We start from the raw sequence: 15,201 nt of genomic DNA on the forward strand, positions 1-15,201 counted from the left end.
GTATTCGAGATGCGAGTCACCCGAGTGCGCGCACGCAAGTACCTGTCCGCGGTCGCGCTGCTGGTCGTCGCCGTCGTCACGCTGGCCGGCTGCGGCAGCAGCGAACCGCGCAGCGTGCTGCAGGACGCGAAGGCCGGGCACCTGATCATCGGCACCAAGTTCGACCAGCCCGGCCTGGGGCTACGTGAGCCGGACAAGACCATGACCGGATTCGACGTCGAGGTCGCCGAGTACATCGCGAAGTATCTCGGCGTACCGCCCGGCGGGATCACCTGGAAGGAAGCGCCGTCGTCGCAGCGCGAGACGCTGATCAAGAACGGCGAGGTCGACTACATCGTCGGCACCTATTCGATCACCGACAGCCGCAAGAAGGTCGTCGACTTCGCGGGTCCGTACTACATCGCCGGCCAGGGCCTGCTGGTGCGCGCCGACGACAACTCGATCACCGGGCCCGAATCGCTCGAGCAGCCGGGCAAGAAGTTGTGCTCGGTCGCCGGGTCGACGCCGGCGCAGAAGATCAAGAAGGCGTTCCCGAAGGTGCAGCCGCAACAGTTCGACAGCTACTCGTCGTGCGTCGAGGCACTGCACCGCGGCAAGGTCGACGCACTGACCACCGACGACATCATCCTGGCCGGCTACGCCGCGCAGTATCCGGGCGAGTTCAAGCTGGTCGGCAAGCCGTTCACCGTCGAGAAGTACGGCGTGGGTCTGGCGAAGGGCGACACCGCCGGCCGAAACAAGATCAACGACGCGATCGAGCAGATGATCTCCTCCGGCGCCTGGCATGCCGCGCTGGAGAAGACGATGGGCAAGTCGGGCTATCCGCTGCCCCCGCCGCCGACCGTCGACCGCTACTGACCAACCGCCGTGCGTGAGTTGCGGGGCCCCGCAACTCACGCACAGTCCCGAAGGAGGTGACCATGGGGCATCTGTTCGACACCTACGGCAGCCAGCTGGGCAGCGCATTCTGGATCACGATCCAGCTCACGTTCTGGGCCGCGATCGGCTCGGTGATCTGGGGCACGCTGCTCGCCGCGATGCGCGTCTCGCCGGTCCCGATCCTGCGGCTGTTCGGCAGCTGGTACGTGAACATCGTGCGCAACACGCCGCTGACACTGATCATCGTGTTCTGCTCGGTAGGGCTCTACCAGAACCTCGGGCTTGCGCTGGCGCCGGAGAGCGACCCCACGTTCATCGACGACAACAACTTCCGGCTCGCCGTGCTCGGTTTCATCGTCTACACCGCGGCGTTCGTGTGCGAGTCGCTGCGCGCGGGCATCAACACGGTGCCGCTCGGTCAGGCCGAGGCCGCCCGGTCGTTGGGGCTGACGTTCGGGCAGAGCCTGCGGATGATCGTGCTGCCACAGGCGTTCCGCGCGGTCGTCGCACCGTTGGGCAGCGTGTTGATCGCGCTGACGAAGAACACCACGATCGCCTCGACGATCGGCGTGGCGGAGGCGTCGCTGTTGATGAAGACGATGATCGAGAACGAGGCCGATCAGCTGTTCCTCGTGTTCGCGATCTTCGCCGTCGGGTTCATGGTGCTGACGCTGCCCGTCGGGTTCCTGTTCGGCTATCTCGGCAAGCGCCTGGCGGTGAAGCGATGAGTGAGCAAGCGAGTGTTCTCTACGACCTGCCCGGCCCCCGGGCACGCGTGCGGAACCGGATCATCGCCGTCGTCTTCGGGCTGGTGCTGATCGCGGTCGCCGCGTACGTGATCTCCACGCTCGCCGACAACGGCCAGCTGGAGTGGGCCAAGTGGGAGCCGTTCACGATCCACTACACGTGGACGACATACCTGCTGCCCGGTCTGAAAGGCACGCTGGTCGCCGCGGCGGTCTCGATCGTGCTGGCGTTGATCCTCGGCGCGGTGCTCGGCATCGGCCGGCTCTCCGATCACCGGTGGGTGCGGTGGATCAGCGGCGCGTTCGTCGAACTGTTCCGGGCCATCCCGGTGCTGATCCTGATGATCTTCGCGTACCAGGCGTTCGCCCAGTACGGCGTGTTCCCGTCCGAGCAGTTGGCGTTGGCCGCGGTGATCGTCGGCCTGACGTTGTACAACGGCTCGGTGATGGCCGAGATCCTGCGGGCCGGCATCCAGTCACTGCCGAAGGGCCAGGCCGAGGCGGCCTCCGCGCTGGGCATGCGCAAGAGCCAGACGATGCGGCTCATCCTGCTGCCGCAGGCGGTCAGCGCGATGCTGCCCGCGCTGGTCTCGCAGATGGTCGTCGCATTGAAGGACTCCGCGCTGGGCTATCAGATCGGCTACGTGGAGCTGATCCGCAGCGGCCAGCAAGCCGCGTCGTATTACCGGAACTTCTTCGCTGCGCTCGTCGTGGTCGGCGTGATCATGATCGTGATCAACTTCGCGTTGACCTCGCTGGCCACCTGGCTCGAGAAGCGGTTGCGCACCGGTCGACGCAGCCGGGGCCTGCCGCCGGTCGCTCCGGTCGACACCGACCTGATCGAGGGCGTACCCGGCGTCGACGACCTGGTCGACGTCAAGGACACCGGGTTCCGCGGCTTGTCCAAGTGACCGTGCCCACACAGTCTGGTGCCCGGTGTTACCCCAGAACTGTTGCCTAGAACTGCGCGCCGTCGAAATCCGGGCCCTCGTCCTCGGGCAGCCCTGCGAGTTCCTGCTTGACGACGTCGAAGGCCATCGACGGCGGATATCCGCGGCGCGCGAGCATGCCGACGAGCCGGCGCGTAACACGGTCGCGCTCGTCCCTGTCGGCGACTGACGGGATCCGGCCGAGCTTCTTGCGGACCAGTTCGGTCGCGCGTTCGCGCTCGTCGTCGGCGCTGACCTGCTCGAGCGCCCGCGCGCTGGTCTGCTCGTCGATGCCCTTGCGGCGCAACTCCATCGCCAGGGCACGCTTGCCGCGGCCGGAGAAGGTGTGCCGCGAGTGCACCCACTGGTCGGCGAACGCGGCGTCGTCGACGAGCCCGACCGCGGCGAGCCGGTCGAGGACCCGCTCGATCACCACGGGCGGGTAGCCCTTCTTGGCGAGCCGATCCGACAGTTCGGTCCGGCTGCGGGCCCGATCGGTGAGCAGGCGAAGGCACGCCTCCTTGGCCGCGGCTTCCTGGGATTCCGTCCCCTGCGACGCGGCGCCGTGCGCGCCTTCGCCTGCCACCGTCATGAGCTCGGCCTAGAACTCGGCCGGCGCGGCGTCCTCGTCACTGGTCAGAACAGCGCCGATGCCGAGCTTCTCCTTGATCTTCTTCTCGATCTCGTCGCGGACATCGGGGTTCTCCAGCAGGTACTTGCGGGCGTTCTCCTTGCCCTGGCCCAGCTGGTCGCCCTCGTAGGTGTACCAGGAGCCGGACTTGCGGACGAACCCGTGCTCGACGCCCATGTCGATCAGCGAGCCCTCCTTGCTGATGCCCTGCCCGTAGAGGATGTCGAACTCGGCCTGCTTGAACGGCGGCGAGACCTTGTTCTTCACGACCTTGACGCGGGTGCGGTTGCCGACCGCGTCGGTGCCGTCCTTGAGCGTCTCGATCCGGCGCACGTCCAGCCGCACCGACGAGTAGAACTTCAGCGCCTTTCCACCGGTGGTGGTCTCGGGCGAGCCGAACATGACGCCGATCTTCTCGCGCAGCTGGTTGATGAAGATCGCGGTGGTGCCCGAGTTGTTCAGCGCGCCGGTCATCTTGCGCAGCGCCTGGCTCATCAGGCGGGCCTGCAGACCGACGTGACTGTCGCCCATCTCGCCCTCGATCTCGGCGCGGGGCACCAGCGCGGCCACCGAGTCGATGACCAGGATGTCGAGTGCCCCGGAGCGGATGAGCATGTCGGCGATCTCCAGCGCCTGCTCACCGGTATCCGGCTGGGAGACGAGCAGCGCGTCGGTGTCGACACCGAGCTTGCGGGCGTAGTCCGGGTCCAGCGCGTGCTCGGCGTCGATGAACGCCGCGATCCCGCCGGCGGCCTGCGCGTTGGCGACCGCGTGCAGCGCGACCGTCGTCTTACCCGAGGACTCCGGACCGTAGATCTCCACGATCCGGCCGCGGGGCAGCCCACCGATGCCGAGCGCCACGTCGAGCGCGATGGAACCGGTCGGGATCACGGCGATCGGCTGGCGCGCCTCTTCACCCAGACGCATCACCGAACCCTTGCCGAAGTTCTTGTCGATCTGCGCGAGCGCGAGCTCGAGCGCCTTGTCGCGATCAGGTGCCTGTGCAGCCATGGTGTCTCCTTCTCGGCCCAGTCTGTGTGGGTCGGCCTGCTGCCGACCGGTGCCTGGTCTGTGCTTTGCCCTAACGCTAGAGCCGGGTACCGACAAGTTCCGGCCAGTGCTCCTGCCGAGTTCTCCGATGCCGGGCTCACGTGCCGTCCGTACTCGGATCACTGCGAACACGCACAGTGTAGACGAACGTCTGTTCGAGGACTACCGACACGCCGCGCGACGGCCGCAGGCGGGGCCGGAACCGGGCGCGATCAGAAGGATGTCACCAGCGCACGCGTGGCACGTCGAAGTCGCAGCACAGCGCCCGCCACACCTCGCGCGGTTCCTCGCCGGCCTCGATGGCCTCCGCGCCGGTGCGCCCGCCGAAGCTGGTCAGCACATGGTCGCGGAGCATCGAATCGCCGCGGACCTGACCGAACTCTTCGCGGATCAGCTCGTGGAACTCGGTCAGACGCACGCGGTCAGCCTACCGTCGCGGCCCCCGCCGCCGCCCGGCACACCTGCACCGGGTCGACCACGTCGCGCGCAGTTGCGGCGGCGGCCCGTGCGGCGTCCGCGAACGACGGTTCGGTCAGCACACGGCGTACCGCGTCGCCGAGCGACTGCGCCGTGAGCGGCCGCACGATCAGCGCACTGCCCTGCCGTGCCGCCCGGTTCGCCAACTCCCACTGGTCGCCGCCGCCGGGGACGACCACGCACGGCACCCCGGCCGACAGCGCCTTCGCCAGCATCCCGTGCCCACCCCCGCACACCGCCACCGCCGCCTGCGCGAGCATCGCGTCCTGCCGTCCCCGACCGGCGCGCACCCAGGCGGGCAGGTCGGCGGGACCGTCGTGCAGCGTCGACACCACCATCCGCACCGACCGCTGCCCCACGAGGTCCGGCGCGAGCGCCTCGAGCGCCGCGTCGACCATGCCGAGCTCACCGGTGGCGGCGGTGGACGGCGCCACCATCACCAGCGGCCCGTCGCCCGGCGGCGGCGCCAGTTCACCGTCGGCGGGGTCCCACAGCAGCGGTCCGATCAGATGCGCGCGGTCGGGCCAGTCCGGCCGGGGCACCTCCAGCGCCGGGATCGTCGCGATCAGCCGCGCCGCCGGCTCAGGTGAGCGGGCCGGCAGACCGATCCCCACCCGGGCTTCCCGGCGCTCGCGTTCACCCTGGCGTACCGACCGGGCGGTCGCCGCGCGCATGATCACGTCGCGGATGCGGCCGCCGAAACCCTCGCCGGGCGCCAGTCCGCTGCCGATCGGCGGCAATCCCCGCGACGGCAGATACAGCGGATGCGGCGACAGCTCCACCCACCGGATCCCTGCCAGTTCGGCGGCCAGCGCACCCCCGGAGGTCAGGACGTCGGAGACCACCAGGTCCGGACCGATCGCCCGGAGGTCCGGCAGCAGCGCGGTCGCGATGTGGGCGCCGCGCGCGTGCAGGCGCTGGCCCGCATCGGCGTCATCGTCGTCGTCTCGCGGCGCCAGGCCTTGCAGCTCGACCGCCTCGAGCCCCTCGGCCCGCGCCCGCTGCACCCAGCGCCGGCCGGTGATCAGCACCGCCTCGTCGCCCGCGTCGACCAGGCGCAGGCACAACGCGATCGCGGGAAACGCATGTCCGGGATCGGGTCCGGCGACGACGGCAACTCGCATGCGCTCAGTCTCACATCACCCGAACCGGGCCGAACCGGCGCCCGCCCACCGCTAGCGTGATCACGATGACCATCAGGCAGCTCCCGGTGGCAGCCGGTTGACGGCGGCGGACGCGTTGACGGCGGGACCTCGCGGACGCCGGATGCTGCTCGCCTACGCGATGGAGGCCGAGCGGGCGCTGCTCCCGGAGTGGAACGACGACGCGTTCTGCTCCGCGGTCTTCCTCGCCGCCCATCACCTCGCACCGGACTCGGTGACGCTGCTCGGCCCCGGCGCGGACGAGGTTCGCCAGACCGTCGTCGCCCCGGGCGAGGTGGCCCGTCGACTGGCCGAGGTGCCGCTTCCCGAGGTGACCGCGGCGGCGCTGCGCTCGGCGGTCACCGGCGCGACGGATGCGGCCCGCTACTGGGAGGAACCGGACGGCGAGGACCTCCTGGCCGCCGCCGAGCCCGTGCGGCGCGAGCTCCGACGGATCGCCGAGCACATCACACGGTCGCCGCTGTCGCAGTGGTGGACGGAGCCGCTTGCGACGGACGACCAGTGGTCGGTGACCTGGGAAGACGACGGCGCCGACTTTGCGGATTCGACTGCCGCAGAACGGCTGCGCGACTGGCACGCTCGGGTCGTCGACGAGGAGATCCGGGCCGAACGGGAACGCCCGACGAACCCTGCGGCGAACTGGTCTGCCGAGTGGTGGTCGATACCCCCGTGCTCTGTTCGACGCGGACGGTGTTCGACGGGACGCCGGCGCAGCTGTGGTTCGTCGAGGACAGCATGGGCTGGACACGCGCCGCCGCTCGCCGGGTGAGTCTCCCGCCGGACGCGCGCGTGTATGAGGTCGACGGTGCACAGGCGTGGGCCGCACTCTGCCGACGGTTCCCCGTCGAGGTCACCGCGCAGAAGCGGCACGACTGGTACCGGGCGACCGGCCGGACCGGCAGCTGGGTCGTCCCCGACTGGGCGCGGCTCGCGGACGAATACTCGGGCGTTCACCTCACTGTCGCGGGATACCTGGCCGCTGCGGGCGCCGCGATCGAGGTCGAGGCCGGCACGGCGAGCGTCATCGCGGGGTGGGCACCTGACGAAACCTATTGGCTCACGGTCACGGCCGAACTCGGCGCCGATTCCGTCGCTCTGCTGCTCGACGACAGCGGCGAGGACGTCGCCTGGGCCGAGGAGTCGCAACACTGAGTCGGCATCGTGCTCACCGGCTCGGCTGGGGCAACTGGCAATTCTTCACCTGCGGATTCACGCCGACATAGTTCAACGGCCCCGCCAAGATGGTCACCACGATCGTTCCCACACCGGCACAGTTGGCCGGGGAACTCGAGTAGTAGCCACGCTGGCCGGCCGCTACCGCGCCGATGATCAACCACACCAGCAGTACCGCAGAAAGAATTCTCATCTCGGATCCGACTCACCGTGCCGGCCCCTCCTGGGCAGGACTCTGAACACCGGAGGTCTTCCCGTTCGGGACGGCCCGTAAACCGGCGCACGCCTCGGCCGCGCGGACGCGCCGGGGCGAATATCGGCCGCACGTTTGCCCGGACGCCCCGGCGGGAACGCCTGTCCACGGTGCGCCGGGACCACGGCGGCCCGCAAGACGACGCTCACGGGAAGGCACATCATGGCGCGACAGACCGACGATCCGAAGCACATCCGACTTGCCGGTGACCGGATCGACCCGTCCGATCGGCACCTGACCACCCAGCAGGGCGTCCGCATCGACGACACCGACAACTCGTTGTCCGTCGGGGACCGCGGCCCGACCCTCCTCGAGGACTTCCACACGCGCGAGAAGCTCACCCACTTCGACCACGAGCGCATCCCCGAGCGGGTGGTCCACGCCCGCGGCGCGGGCGCCTACGGCACGTTTCGCGCGTACGACGACCGGCTGGCCGGCTACACCTGCGCCCGGTTCCTGACCGATCCGGACGTCGAAACCCCGGTGTTCGTGCGCTTCTCGACCGTCGCCGGATCACGAGGATCGGCGGACACGGTGCGCGATGTACGTGGGTTCGCGACGAAGTTCTACACCGAGCAGGGCAACTACGATCTCGTCGGCAACAACTTCCCGGTGTTCTTCATCCAGGACGGCATCAAGTTCCCCGACCTCGTGCACGCGGTGAAGCCGGAGCCGGACAACGAGATACCGCAGGCGCAGTCGGCGCACGACACCTTCTGGGACTTCGTGTCCCTGCAGCCGGAGACGCTGCACACGGTGATGTGGCTGATGTCCGACCGTGCACTGCCGCGCAGTTACCGGATGATGCAGGGCTTCGGGGTGCACACCTTCCGGCTGGTCGACGCGCAGGGGCGCGGCACGTTCGTGAAGTTCCACTGGCGGCCGAAACTGGGCACGCACTCGCTGATCTGGGAGGAGTGCCAGAAGGTCGCGGGCGCGGACCCGGACTTCAACCGCCGCGACCTGTGGGACGCGATCGCCGGCGGCGATTACCCCGAGTGGGAACTCGGCGTCCAACTCGTCGACGAGGCGGACGAGAGCGCGTTCGACTTCGACCTGCTCGACGCCACGAAGATCATCCCGGAGGAACAGGTCCCGGTGCGACCGGTCGGACGCATGGTGCTCAACCGCAATCCCGACAACTTCTTTGCCGAGACCGAGCAGGTCGCCTTCCACACCGCGAACGTCGTGCCCGGCATCGACTTCACCAACGACCCGCTGCTGCAGGCGCGCAACTTCTCGTACCTCGACACCCAGCTGATCCGGCTCGGTGGGCCGAACTTCTCGCAGCTTCCGGTGAACCGGCCGGTCGCCGACGTGGTCTCCAACCAGCGTGACGGCTACGGCCAGCAGCGGATCCATGTGGGCCGCACCAGCTATTCGGACAACTCGATCGGCGGCGGGTGTCCGGCGATGGCGGACGAGGACACGTACCGCCACTACGCCGAGCGGGTCGAGGGCCACAAGATCCGGCGCCGCAGCGAGAGCTTCGCCGACCATTATTCGCAGTGCTCGCTGTTCTGGAACAGCATGACCGAGCCCGAGGCCGACCACATCGTCGCGGCCTTCCGCTTCGAGCTGGGCAAGGTGCGTGAGGAGTTGGTGCGGGTGCGCGTCGTCGACCATCTCGGCCGGATCGACCCGACGCTGGCCGAGCGGGTCGCGGCCGGGCTGGGCCTACCGGCCCCGAAGTCCGACGGCCCGGCCACCGAGGAACGGTCGCCCGCGTTGTCGCAGATCCGCGGCGAAGCCTGCCCAGTGCAGACCCGCAAGGTCGCGGTGCTCGCGGCCGACGGGGTCGATGCCGAGACGGTGCGCGGGGTGATCACCCTGCTGCACGACCGCGGCGTCGTCACCGAGATCCTCGGACCGCACGAGGGCGAACTCGAGGCCACCGACGGTGCGGCGCTCGACGTCGACCGTGCGATCGACACCATGGCCTCGGTGCTCTACGACGCCGTGCTCGTCGCAGGCGGCGCGGGCAGCACCGAGACTCTGCAGTCTGACGGCTACGCAACGCATTTCGTGGCGGAGGCATACCGTCATCTCAAGCCGATCGCGGCGTTGGGCGAGGGCACCGAGTTGCTCGCGCATGCCGGGCTACCGGCGGTCGACACCGCCACGGTCACCAAGGTCACCGGCGTGGTCACCGCGCCCGACAGCGCGTCCGTCGATCCCGCACCGATAGCCGAGGAGCTGCTGGAGTTGCTCTCACACCATCGCGTGTGGGACCGGGACGCCTCGTCGGTACCCGCCTGACATCACTTTCCGCGCTCTCGCCGGTTCTCCTTCTTGATCGCGTCGACCAACTCGGCCTTCCGCATCGTCGACCGTCCATGGATGTCGAGGCGGCGCGCGATACCGAGAAGATGTTCCTTGCTCGCATTGGCATCGACGCCCTCGGCCGACTTGCCGGAGGCGTTCGGGCCGCCGCTGAGGGCGCGCTGATCAGACGGACCGCGCTTGTCCTTCGGCTCCCAGTGGTCGCCGACCTTCTCGAAGCTGTGCTTGAGCGCGGCGTAGGCGACGCGGTGGGCGCACTGTTCGCTGCCGTACTCCTCGGCCGCCGAATCGTGCGCCTTTGCGAACGTGCGCTGCGCCTTGCCGCCGGACCTCTTCAGTGTGCTCGGCAGCTCGCTCTGCCTCGCCTGACCGCCCTTGGTTGCCTTGGGCATGACCAACCTCCCGTTCGGTTCGGACACGGCGCGGGATACCCGGCACGGCAGCGGCGAAACGAAACAGCTCGACGTGGGGCGACGCCGTGTCTCGTTTGTCGCGCAGGACTTCGGGTATCACGAAGGCCGACGTACACATCCACGAACGTAGGACGACGCCATGGACCGATCGACCACCACACGCGGTCAGCCGAGAACGTGGAACACAGTTCCTCACGCCCCGGGGCCATCCGCACCCAACGCCGAACGAGCCCAGCCCCGACCCGGTACCCCACGGTCCGCAGCCCGGCTCCCCGCCGGGTCCGGGACCTGACCCCGCCCCACCTCAGCCGGAGCCCGAGCCGGTGCCTGACCCCGTGCAGATGCGGTGCCGGTCCGCGGCGACGCGGCGATCCGGGCACACGGCAAAGCCGTAAAGACTGCTGTGAGCGGCCCGAAACGGGCGGCGGCGGGCGTAACGTGACCCCGGTGGGTGCCTCTTCTGTGAGTGCGCAGCGACACGTCTTCGGCCCGGGGACCGATCCGCCATCCGCCGGGGACGGCCGCGATCTCGTCCAACCCGGTGCGGTCGGACCCGTCGACCGATCCCGCTTCGTCGAACTGGTCGAGACCGCCGTGGAGCGGTCCGCGGCGGGGCGGATCCAGGTCGCGGTCGTGCACATCGGCTTGACCGATGCGGCGACCGAGCAGGCCCGTCTCCCCCGCGACGACCGCCTGGCCCGCCGGCTCACCGGCCGCCTGCTCGAGGCGCGGCTGCGCGCGCACCTCGAGCCGCGCGACGTGCTCGGCCGTCTGGGCCCGGCCGAGTATGCGGTGCTGTGTAGCGGAGCGGGACCACGGGTGCTGTCACGAGCCCGCGCGGTCGCCGAGGAACTCTCCGGGCCGCTCGCTTCGACGGTCGCCGTGGTGGTGGATTCGCGCGAGGAAGCGGAGACACTGATCGCCGTGCCCCGTCCCGGCCCCGTCTGACGCCTGTCCGGCGCGTCCGGGCCGGGGTGTCAGCTCGGCGACTGCTGGGCGCCGGCGTAGGCGAACTGTAGGAAATCCGCCCCGGCGAGCACCGAGAAGGTGCCGGCAACCAGACGGGTGGGCCGGGGGGCGAAGACCATCCCGAACGTGAACGCGGTCGCCACCCACATGTCCAGGCAGAACGGGCACGAGAGCAGTTCGCCCAGGCTGTGCCGGAGCCCGCCGGTCGCACGGACCTCCTCGCGCACCTCCGACGGCGCGGACGTGCCCTCGTACTCGGTGAACGGCGCGCGCAGCGGACTGGTGACCGCGTCCTTAGAGATCGTCCGCGACAACTTGTGTGTGCCGAGCGCCACCGTCACCAGGTCCTGCACCGACCACCGTTCGGGCAGCCGACGCCCGGTCAGCGCGGCCATCGTCGCCGCGACGGCCACCAGCGCCGAATACACGCCGATGATCACGACGTAACCGCCGAGCGGTCTGACCTCGTCGCCGCGATAGCGGTCGGCCTCCGCCTCGGCGCGGGCGGTCACCTGCTCGATCACATCCTTGCTGTGGTTCATCTCGCTCCTCGGTCCAGTCGATACGGGCAACCGCCGGGTACCCGCACCTCGAACCGGCAATCGCCACGCGGTCCGGCCGCTGGGGCCCGCGGTTTGGCCGGCACGTCCGGATCGGTGGCGCTGTGCAGGCCCCGCGCGTCGGCGATCCCGGCGGACCTGTCGGACGCGGCCGACGGCCCCGGACGAATGCGCCGCAACGCGTGAGTGCGGGTCGCCGGCCAGCGGCGAGCGGACGGTGGGGACGGGCACGGCATTCGTGGCGTGGGCATGCCCGGCGCGTGTGCTCGCAAAACACCCGGCGCGCCGGCGCACGCTCGGCGAGTTGCTGGGGGCGCCGGACACCCCGGTCGTCGTCGTGGACAACGGCTCGGTCGACGACACCGTCGCGGCGGCACGGACTTCGCGCCCGCGGTGAGGGTGGTCGCGCTGGGCCGCAACCTCGGATCAGCCGCCCGCACCACCGGAGTCCGCGGTGCCGGCACGCGCCATGTCGCCTTCTACGATGACGACTCCTGTTGGGCCGCAGGTCACCTGGACGACGCAGAGGAACTGCTCGAGGCGCAACCGGAGCGCGCAACCGGAGCGCACTCGGCCGACCGGCCTGCCCGCCTGCCCGGCCCGAGGGTGTTGGGCTTCCTCGCCTGCGCCTGTGTCGTCCGGACAGACGCCTGTCTCCAGGCCGGCGGCTTCGAGCCGCTGTTGCACTTCGCCGACGAGGAGGGATTGCCGGCCCTCGCCCGCGCAGTTGAACGCGGCCACCCACCGGATCACTGACCGCTGCGGCGCCCGTGGCAGCCGCAGCACAGCACGATTACGGGTCGACCACGATGAACGAGGCGGAGGCAAACTCGCGGACCTCGCCGTCCCGCTCGGCGAGCACCGCGCCCTGCGGCAGCAGCCGTACCACCGCCCAGCACGAACCGGGCTCGGCGGACGGGTTCACCGCGTCGGTGGGAGCGATCCGGTCGCCGACCTGCGCCTGCTGCGCGATCGGTTCGTCGTTGCGATTGTCGGTCGGCCCGGATGTTTCCGCCATGGCTGCCCTCCCTGGGGGTTTGCTTGCGCACTGCGGTACCACGGAGCGGTACCACCGAACCCTCGCCGCGAAACCGGGAGCGGGGTTTGGGCACCGCCGTCGCGCGGGTACAGCCGGGGCAGGAGGTGTGTCGGCATGACGAATCTGCCCGCCCAGGTGCGAGGGCGCGCCGCGCACGCGGTCGCACCGGAATCCCGCCGAACCCGTGCGACCCTCGACATGGCCAAGGGGATCGTGGTCGCCGCCACCGGATGCGACCCGGATCAGGCGTTCGCGAAGCTCGTGGAGGTCGCCAAACGCAACCGGATCGCGGTGTTGACGGTGGCGCGCGCGCTGATCGATGCGGCCACCGGGTCGGAGTGCGCCGAGAACGCGGCCGGCCGCCGCGCCGTGCGCCGCGAGTGGGGCGATGTCCTCGGCGGACTCGCATCCGGCCGTGGGACGTCCTCCCCCGGTTGAGCGGCAGGCGCCACGCGAGGACCCGGGAGCGTCCAACGCCGTGACCTCCGAGTCGCCGCCGGCAGGTTAGATCCACCGCCGAACCGGGTAGCCGGACCGGGGATGCGGAGCGCGTCCCGGAACGAAGGAGCCGTCTCGATGCTCACCACCACCCGGCAAGAGCAGACGCCGAACCGACCCGCCCTCCCGCCTGCGGCCACCGAACTCGGTGCAGCCGAAGCGCTCTCACGGATGGACCCACCGATGGTCGTGGTGACGACCGCCACCGGCGACGCTGCTGCCGGCTGCCTCGTCGAGTTCTCCGCACAGGTGAGCATGGACCCGCTGCGCTACCTCGTCGCGATCTCGCCGGCCAATGCCACCTTTCGGGTGGCCTGCGCGGCCGACCGGATCGCCGTGCACACACTCGGTCGTGGCCAACTCGACCTGGCACGCTTGTTCGGCGAGCACACCGGCGACGAGATGGACAAGTTCGACCACTGTTCGTGGTCGCGCGTCGACGGGGTGCCGGTCCTCGACGCGGTGCCGTCCTGGTTCGTCGGCCGCGTGCTGCAACAGTGGCCGCTGGGCGATCACGTCGGATTCCTGCTGGGCTTCCTCCGCGGCAGCGTCGACGGGGCCGGGGTCGACGGGGCCGGGGTCGACGGGGCCACAGCCTCGTTGAGTGCGTCGGACGTCGAGGGACTGTCCGCCGGTCACGACGCGTGAGCTGGGTGCCGCATGGGTGCCCCCGATACTGCATCCGAGTTGGCCGCGGAGGTCTCGGCGGCGGCCCAGCGGGAAGAAGTGACCGTGGGCACGGCCGAGTCGCTCACCGGCGGGCGGATCTCGTGCCTGCTCGCCGCCGCGCCCTCCGCGTCCCAGTGGTACCGCGGCGGCATCGTCGCCTACTCGCGGGAGGTCAAGTACGGATTGCTCGGCGTGCCGGTGGGCCCGGTCGTCTCGCAGGACAGCGCGCGGGCGATGGCCACCGGTGCCGCCCGACTGCTCGGTGCCGACCTGCTCGTCGCCGTGACGGGATCCGGAGGCCCCGATCCGCAGGACGGCCACGACCCGGGCACCGTCTGGTTCGGGTTATTCGATCGGGGCACCGTGACGACCGAACCTCAGCACTTCTCCGGCGGCCCCGAGGCCGTCGTCGCACGGACCACCGTGCGCGCGCTCGAGATGTTGGCCCAGTGCCTGCGTTGACCCGGCGCCTACGCTGACACAGCGCCTGCGCCGGCCCCGTCGCGCACGCGAGTTGCGTTGCGGCCCCGCACCGCTCACGAGGCACGCACCGGCTGTCGGCGGCTGTTCGTGACGTCGGCGACGAAGTCGCCGACCAGGTCCATCGCCCGCAGGCTTTCGGGTATCGCCCCGGTTACCGCGGGGAACGCGTGCATCTGACCGTCCCAGACGTGCAGGTCGCAGCGTATGTCGGCCCGGCGCAGGCGGCATGCCATCAACTCGGCGTCCCCGATCAGCATCTCGTCGCTGCCAGCCTGGATCATCACCGGTGGCATACCTGAGAGGTCCTCCTCGACCGGGTTCGCGAGCGGGCCCGGGCTGCCGTCCACGCACAGGCGCCGATGCGCCCGCTCGATGTAGCGCGTGAACGCGTCGAGCGCCTCCACCGGCAGCAGCGGGCACTCACGGGCCTTGGGGCCGCGCTGCTTTCGCGCCATGTCCCCCACATCGGTGAGCGGCGAGAACGTCACCAGGCAGGCGGGTGCCGGCAAACCGGCCGCGCGCAGCGCGAGCACCGCCTCGAATGCGAGGTATCCGCCCGCGGAATCACCCGCGATCACGATGTCGGGCCCCTTGTAGCCGATGCCGAGCAGCCACCGGTAGCCCGCGAGAGCGTCCTCGACCGCACAGGCGATCGCGTGTTTGGGCAGCATCCGGTAGTCCACGTTGAGCACAGCCCCGGACACGGCGGCCGACATCCGCAGCGCCACCGATCGGTGGGTGTTCAGTCCGCAAGCCATGAACGCCCCGCCGTGCAGATACAGCACCGCACGGTCGGTGTCGACGGCCTCCGCGCGGATCCACTCGGCCGCACAGGAACCCAGGTCGACCGGATCGATCATCGCCGACGCCGGGTGCGGCAGCGACCCCGCCAACATGTCGAGCAGGCCGGTCGGCCAATCCCATTGCGGCACCATCGCCCATGCCCGGATCAGCGGCTTGACCGTCATCCGTACACCGAGATTGAG

The 15,201-nt window shown here is 70.0% G+C and carries 21 protein-coding genes; 11 read left to right on the plus strand and 10 right to left on the minus strand.

Annotation, left to right across the window (positions count from 1 at the left end):
- Nucleotides 1-9 precede the first annotated feature (9 nt).
- The 3 genes from G4X40_RS11525 to G4X40_RS11535 all read left to right on the plus strand — a co-directional run bounded on the left by G4X40_RS11525 (nucleotide 10) and on the right by G4X40_RS11535 (nucleotide 2,536).
- The gene (locus G4X40_RS11525; RefSeq protein ID WP_277832623.1) at nucleotides 10-858 is read left to right on the plus strand and encodes a glutamate ABC transporter substrate-binding protein; all 849 of its coding nucleotides are present in this window, start codon (nucleotides 10-12) and stop codon (nucleotides 856-858) included.
- 62 nt (nucleotides 859-920) lie between these two features.
- Nucleotides 921-1,607 carry an amino acid ABC transporter permease gene (locus G4X40_RS11530; RefSeq protein WP_277832624.1) on the plus strand — a complete coding sequence of 229 codons (687 nt, stop codon included), beginning with the start codon at nucleotides 921-923 and terminating at the stop codon, nucleotides 1,605-1,607.
- Nucleotides 1,604-2,536 (plus strand): amino acid ABC transporter permease, encoded by a 933-nt coding sequence (locus G4X40_RS11535; RefSeq protein ID WP_277832625.1) that lies wholly within the window; start codon nucleotides 1,604-1,606, stop codon nucleotides 2,534-2,536. Before G4X40_RS11530 ends, G4X40_RS11535 begins: the two co-directional genes overlap by 4 nt.
- Nucleotides 2,537-2,582: 46 nt before the next feature.
- Here the strand turns inward: G4X40_RS11535 and recX are convergent, their stop codons facing one another.
- The 4 genes from recX to G4X40_RS11555 all read right to left on the minus strand — a co-directional run bounded on the left by recX (nucleotide 2,583) and on the right by G4X40_RS11555 (nucleotide 5,836).
- Nucleotides 2,583-3,146, minus strand: a complete 564-nt coding sequence (gene recX / locus G4X40_RS11540) for a recombination regulator RecX (protein WP_277832627.1) — start codon at nucleotides 3,144-3,146, stop codon at nucleotides 2,583-2,585.
- 9 nt (nucleotides 3,147-3,155) lie between these two features.
- Complete coding sequence (gene recA / locus G4X40_RS11545) at nucleotides 3,156-4,196, minus strand: recombinase RecA (RefSeq protein ID WP_277832628.1); 1,041 nt, start codon at nucleotides 4,194-4,196, stop codon at nucleotides 3,156-3,158.
- A 262-nt stretch (nucleotides 4,197-4,458) separates the two neighbouring features.
- Nucleotides 4,459-4,653, minus strand: coding sequence for a DUF3046 domain-containing protein (locus tag G4X40_RS11550; RefSeq protein ID WP_277832630.1), 195 nt, complete (start codon nucleotides 4,651-4,653; stop codon nucleotides 4,459-4,461).
- Nucleotides 4,654-4,657: 4 nt separating this feature from the next.
- Nucleotides 4,658-5,836: a glycosyltransferase gene (locus tag G4X40_RS11555; protein WP_277832631.1), complete on the minus strand. Its 1,179-nt coding sequence runs from the start codon at nucleotides 5,834-5,836 to the stop codon at nucleotides 4,658-4,660.
- Nucleotides 5,837-5,978: 142 nt separating this feature from the next.
- On the opposite strand from G4X40_RS11555, the gene G4X40_RS11560 reads away from it, so the two are divergent.
- Together G4X40_RS11560 and G4X40_RS11565 are read left to right on the plus strand one after the other, a co-directional pair.
- On the plus strand, nucleotides 5,979-6,644 hold the full coding sequence (locus G4X40_RS11560) for a hypothetical protein (RefSeq protein WP_277832632.1): 666 nt from the start codon (nucleotides 5,979-5,981) through the stop codon (nucleotides 6,642-6,644).
- A gap of 20 nt (nucleotides 6,645-6,664) precedes the next feature.
- Nucleotides 6,665-7,027 carry a hypothetical protein gene (locus tag G4X40_RS11565; RefSeq protein WP_277832634.1) on the plus strand — a complete coding sequence of 121 codons (363 nt, stop codon included), beginning with the start codon at nucleotides 6,665-6,667 and terminating at the stop codon, nucleotides 7,025-7,027.
- A gap of 13 nt (nucleotides 7,028-7,040) precedes the next feature.
- Here G4X40_RS11565 and G4X40_RS11570 read toward each other — a convergent pair whose 3' ends face one another.
- A complete protein-coding gene (locus G4X40_RS11570; RefSeq protein ID WP_277832635.1) occupies nucleotides 7,041-7,241 on the minus strand; it encodes a hypothetical protein in 201 nt (66 codons plus the stop codon).
- A gap of 222 nt (nucleotides 7,242-7,463) precedes the next feature.
- Here G4X40_RS11570 and G4X40_RS11575 point away from each other — a divergent pair, with 222 nt between their 5' ends.
- Complete coding sequence (locus G4X40_RS11575; RefSeq protein WP_277832636.1) at nucleotides 7,464-9,560, plus strand: catalase; 2,097 nt, start codon at nucleotides 7,464-7,466, stop codon at nucleotides 9,558-9,560.
- 2 nt (nucleotides 9,561-9,562) lie between these two features.
- Here G4X40_RS11575 and G4X40_RS11580 read toward each other — a convergent pair whose 3' ends face one another.
- Entirely contained in the window at nucleotides 9,563-9,976 is a 414-nt protein-coding gene (locus tag G4X40_RS11580; protein WP_277832637.1) for a ChaB family protein, read from the minus strand.
- Between the two features lie 483 nt (nucleotides 9,977-10,459).
- Here G4X40_RS11580 and G4X40_RS11585 point away from each other — a divergent pair, with 483 nt between their 5' ends.
- The gene (locus tag G4X40_RS11585) at nucleotides 10,460-10,945 is read left to right on the plus strand and encodes a nucleotidyl cyclase domain-containing protein (protein WP_277832638.1); all 486 of its coding nucleotides are present in this window, start codon (nucleotides 10,460-10,462) and stop codon (nucleotides 10,943-10,945) included.
- A 29-nt stretch (nucleotides 10,946-10,974) separates the two neighbouring features.
- Here the strand turns inward: G4X40_RS11585 and G4X40_RS11590 are convergent, their stop codons facing one another.
- The gene (locus G4X40_RS11590; protein WP_277832640.1) at nucleotides 10,975-11,508 is read right to left on the minus strand and encodes a DUF1360 domain-containing protein; all 534 of its coding nucleotides are present in this window, start codon (nucleotides 11,506-11,508) and stop codon (nucleotides 10,975-10,977) included.
- Between the two features lie 235 nt (nucleotides 11,509-11,743).
- On the opposite strand from G4X40_RS11590, the gene G4X40_RS11595 reads away from it, so the two are divergent.
- The gene (locus tag G4X40_RS11595; protein ID WP_277832641.1) at nucleotides 11,744-11,923 is read left to right on the plus strand and encodes a hypothetical protein; all 180 of its coding nucleotides are present in this window, start codon (nucleotides 11,744-11,746) and stop codon (nucleotides 11,921-11,923) included.
- A gap of 29 nt (nucleotides 11,924-11,952) precedes the next feature.
- Here the strand turns inward: G4X40_RS11595 and G4X40_RS11600 are convergent, their stop codons facing one another.
- Complete coding sequence (locus G4X40_RS11600; RefSeq protein WP_277832642.1) at nucleotides 11,953-12,267, minus strand: hypothetical protein; 315 nt, start codon at nucleotides 12,265-12,267, stop codon at nucleotides 11,953-11,955.
- A 52-nt stretch (nucleotides 12,268-12,319) separates the two neighbouring features.
- The gene (locus G4X40_RS11605) at nucleotides 12,320-12,544 is read right to left on the minus strand and encodes a hypothetical protein (protein WP_277832643.1); all 225 of its coding nucleotides are present in this window, start codon (nucleotides 12,542-12,544) and stop codon (nucleotides 12,320-12,322) included.
- A gap of 135 nt (nucleotides 12,545-12,679) precedes the next feature.
- On the opposite strand from G4X40_RS11605, the gene G4X40_RS11610 reads away from it, so the two are divergent.
- From G4X40_RS11610 to G4X40_RS11620, 3 genes are all read left to right on the plus strand, one after another.
- Nucleotides 12,680-13,003: an ANTAR domain-containing protein gene (locus G4X40_RS11610; RefSeq protein WP_277832644.1), complete on the plus strand. Its 324-nt coding sequence runs from the start codon at nucleotides 12,680-12,682 to the stop codon at nucleotides 13,001-13,003.
- A 138-nt stretch (nucleotides 13,004-13,141) separates the two neighbouring features.
- Nucleotides 13,142-13,711 (plus strand): flavin reductase family protein, encoded by a 570-nt coding sequence (locus tag G4X40_RS11615; RefSeq protein ID WP_277832645.1) that lies wholly within the window; start codon nucleotides 13,142-13,144, stop codon nucleotides 13,709-13,711.
- Nucleotides 13,712-13,723: 12 nt separating this feature from the next.
- The gene (locus G4X40_RS11620) at nucleotides 13,724-14,194 is read left to right on the plus strand and encodes a CinA family protein (protein ID WP_277832647.1); all 471 of its coding nucleotides are present in this window, start codon (nucleotides 13,724-13,726) and stop codon (nucleotides 14,192-14,194) included.
- A 74-nt stretch (nucleotides 14,195-14,268) separates the two neighbouring features.
- On the opposite strand, the gene G4X40_RS11625 is transcribed toward G4X40_RS11620, so the two are convergent.
- Nucleotides 14,269-15,183 (minus strand): alpha/beta hydrolase, encoded by a 915-nt coding sequence (locus G4X40_RS11625; protein ID WP_277832648.1) that lies wholly within the window; start codon nucleotides 15,181-15,183, stop codon nucleotides 14,269-14,271.
- Nucleotides 15,184-15,201: the final 18 nt, after the last annotated feature.

It is taken from the genome of Speluncibacter jeojiensis (genome assembly GCF_029589495.1).
Classification (GTDB): domain Bacteria; phylum Actinomycetota; class Actinomycetes; order Mycobacteriales; family Mycobacteriaceae; genus Speluncibacter; species Speluncibacter jeojiensis.

Excerpts from the sequence above, each read along its gene's own strand:
- G4X40_RS11620 (WP_277832647.1), top strand. The coding sequence starts at position 13,724 with ATGGGTGCCCCCGATACTGCATCCGAGTTGGCCGCGGAGGTCTCGGCG.
- G4X40_RS11625 (WP_277832648.1), bottom strand. The coding sequence starts at position 15,183 with ATGACGGTCAAGCCGCTGATCCGGGCATGGGCGATGGTGCCGCAATGG.
- G4X40_RS11610 (WP_277832644.1), top strand. The coding sequence starts at position 12,680 with ATGACGAATCTGCCCGCCCAGGTGCGAGGGCGCGCCGCGCACGCGGTC.
- recX (WP_277832627.1), bottom strand. The coding sequence starts at position 3,146 with ATGACGGTGGCAGGCGAAGGCGCGCACGGCGCCGCGTCGCAGGGGACG.
- G4X40_RS11560 (WP_277832632.1), top strand. The coding sequence starts at position 5,979 with ATGCTGCTCGCCTACGCGATGGAGGCCGAGCGGGCGCTGCTCCCGGAG.
- G4X40_RS11605 (WP_277832643.1), bottom strand. The coding sequence starts at position 12,544 with ATGGCGGAAACATCCGGGCCGACCGACAATCGCAACGACGAACCGATC.
- G4X40_RS11580 (WP_277832637.1), bottom strand. The coding sequence starts at position 9,976 with ATGCCCAAGGCAACCAAGGGCGGTCAGGCGAGGCAGAGCGAGCTGCCG.
- G4X40_RS11525 (WP_277832623.1), top strand. The coding sequence starts at position 10 with ATGCGAGTCACCCGAGTGCGCGCACGCAAGTACCTGTCCGCGGTCGCG.
- G4X40_RS11570 (WP_277832635.1), bottom strand. The coding sequence starts at position 7,241 with ATGAGAATTCTTTCTGCGGTACTGCTGGTGTGGTTGATCATCGGCGCG.
- G4X40_RS11530 (WP_277832624.1), top strand. The coding sequence starts at position 921 with ATGGGGCATCTGTTCGACACCTACGGCAGCCAGCTGGGCAGCGCATTC.
- G4X40_RS11555 (WP_277832631.1), bottom strand. The coding sequence starts at position 5,836 with ATGCGAGTTGCCGTCGTCGCCGGACCCGATCCCGGACATGCGTTTCCC.
- G4X40_RS11590 (WP_277832640.1), bottom strand. The coding sequence starts at position 11,508 with ATGAACCACAGCAAGGATGTGATCGAGCAGGTGACCGCCCGCGCCGAG.
- recA (WP_277832628.1), bottom strand. The coding sequence starts at position 4,196 with ATGGCTGCACAGGCACCTGATCGCGACAAGGCGCTCGAGCTCGCGCTC.
- G4X40_RS11575 (WP_277832636.1), top strand. The coding sequence starts at position 7,464 with ATGGCGCGACAGACCGACGATCCGAAGCACATCCGACTTGCCGGTGAC.
- G4X40_RS11615 (WP_277832645.1), top strand. The coding sequence starts at position 13,142 with ATGCTCACCACCACCCGGCAAGAGCAGACGCCGAACCGACCCGCCCTC.
- G4X40_RS11535 (WP_277832625.1), top strand. The coding sequence starts at position 1,604 with ATGAGTGAGCAAGCGAGTGTTCTCTACGACCTGCCCGGCCCCCGGGCA.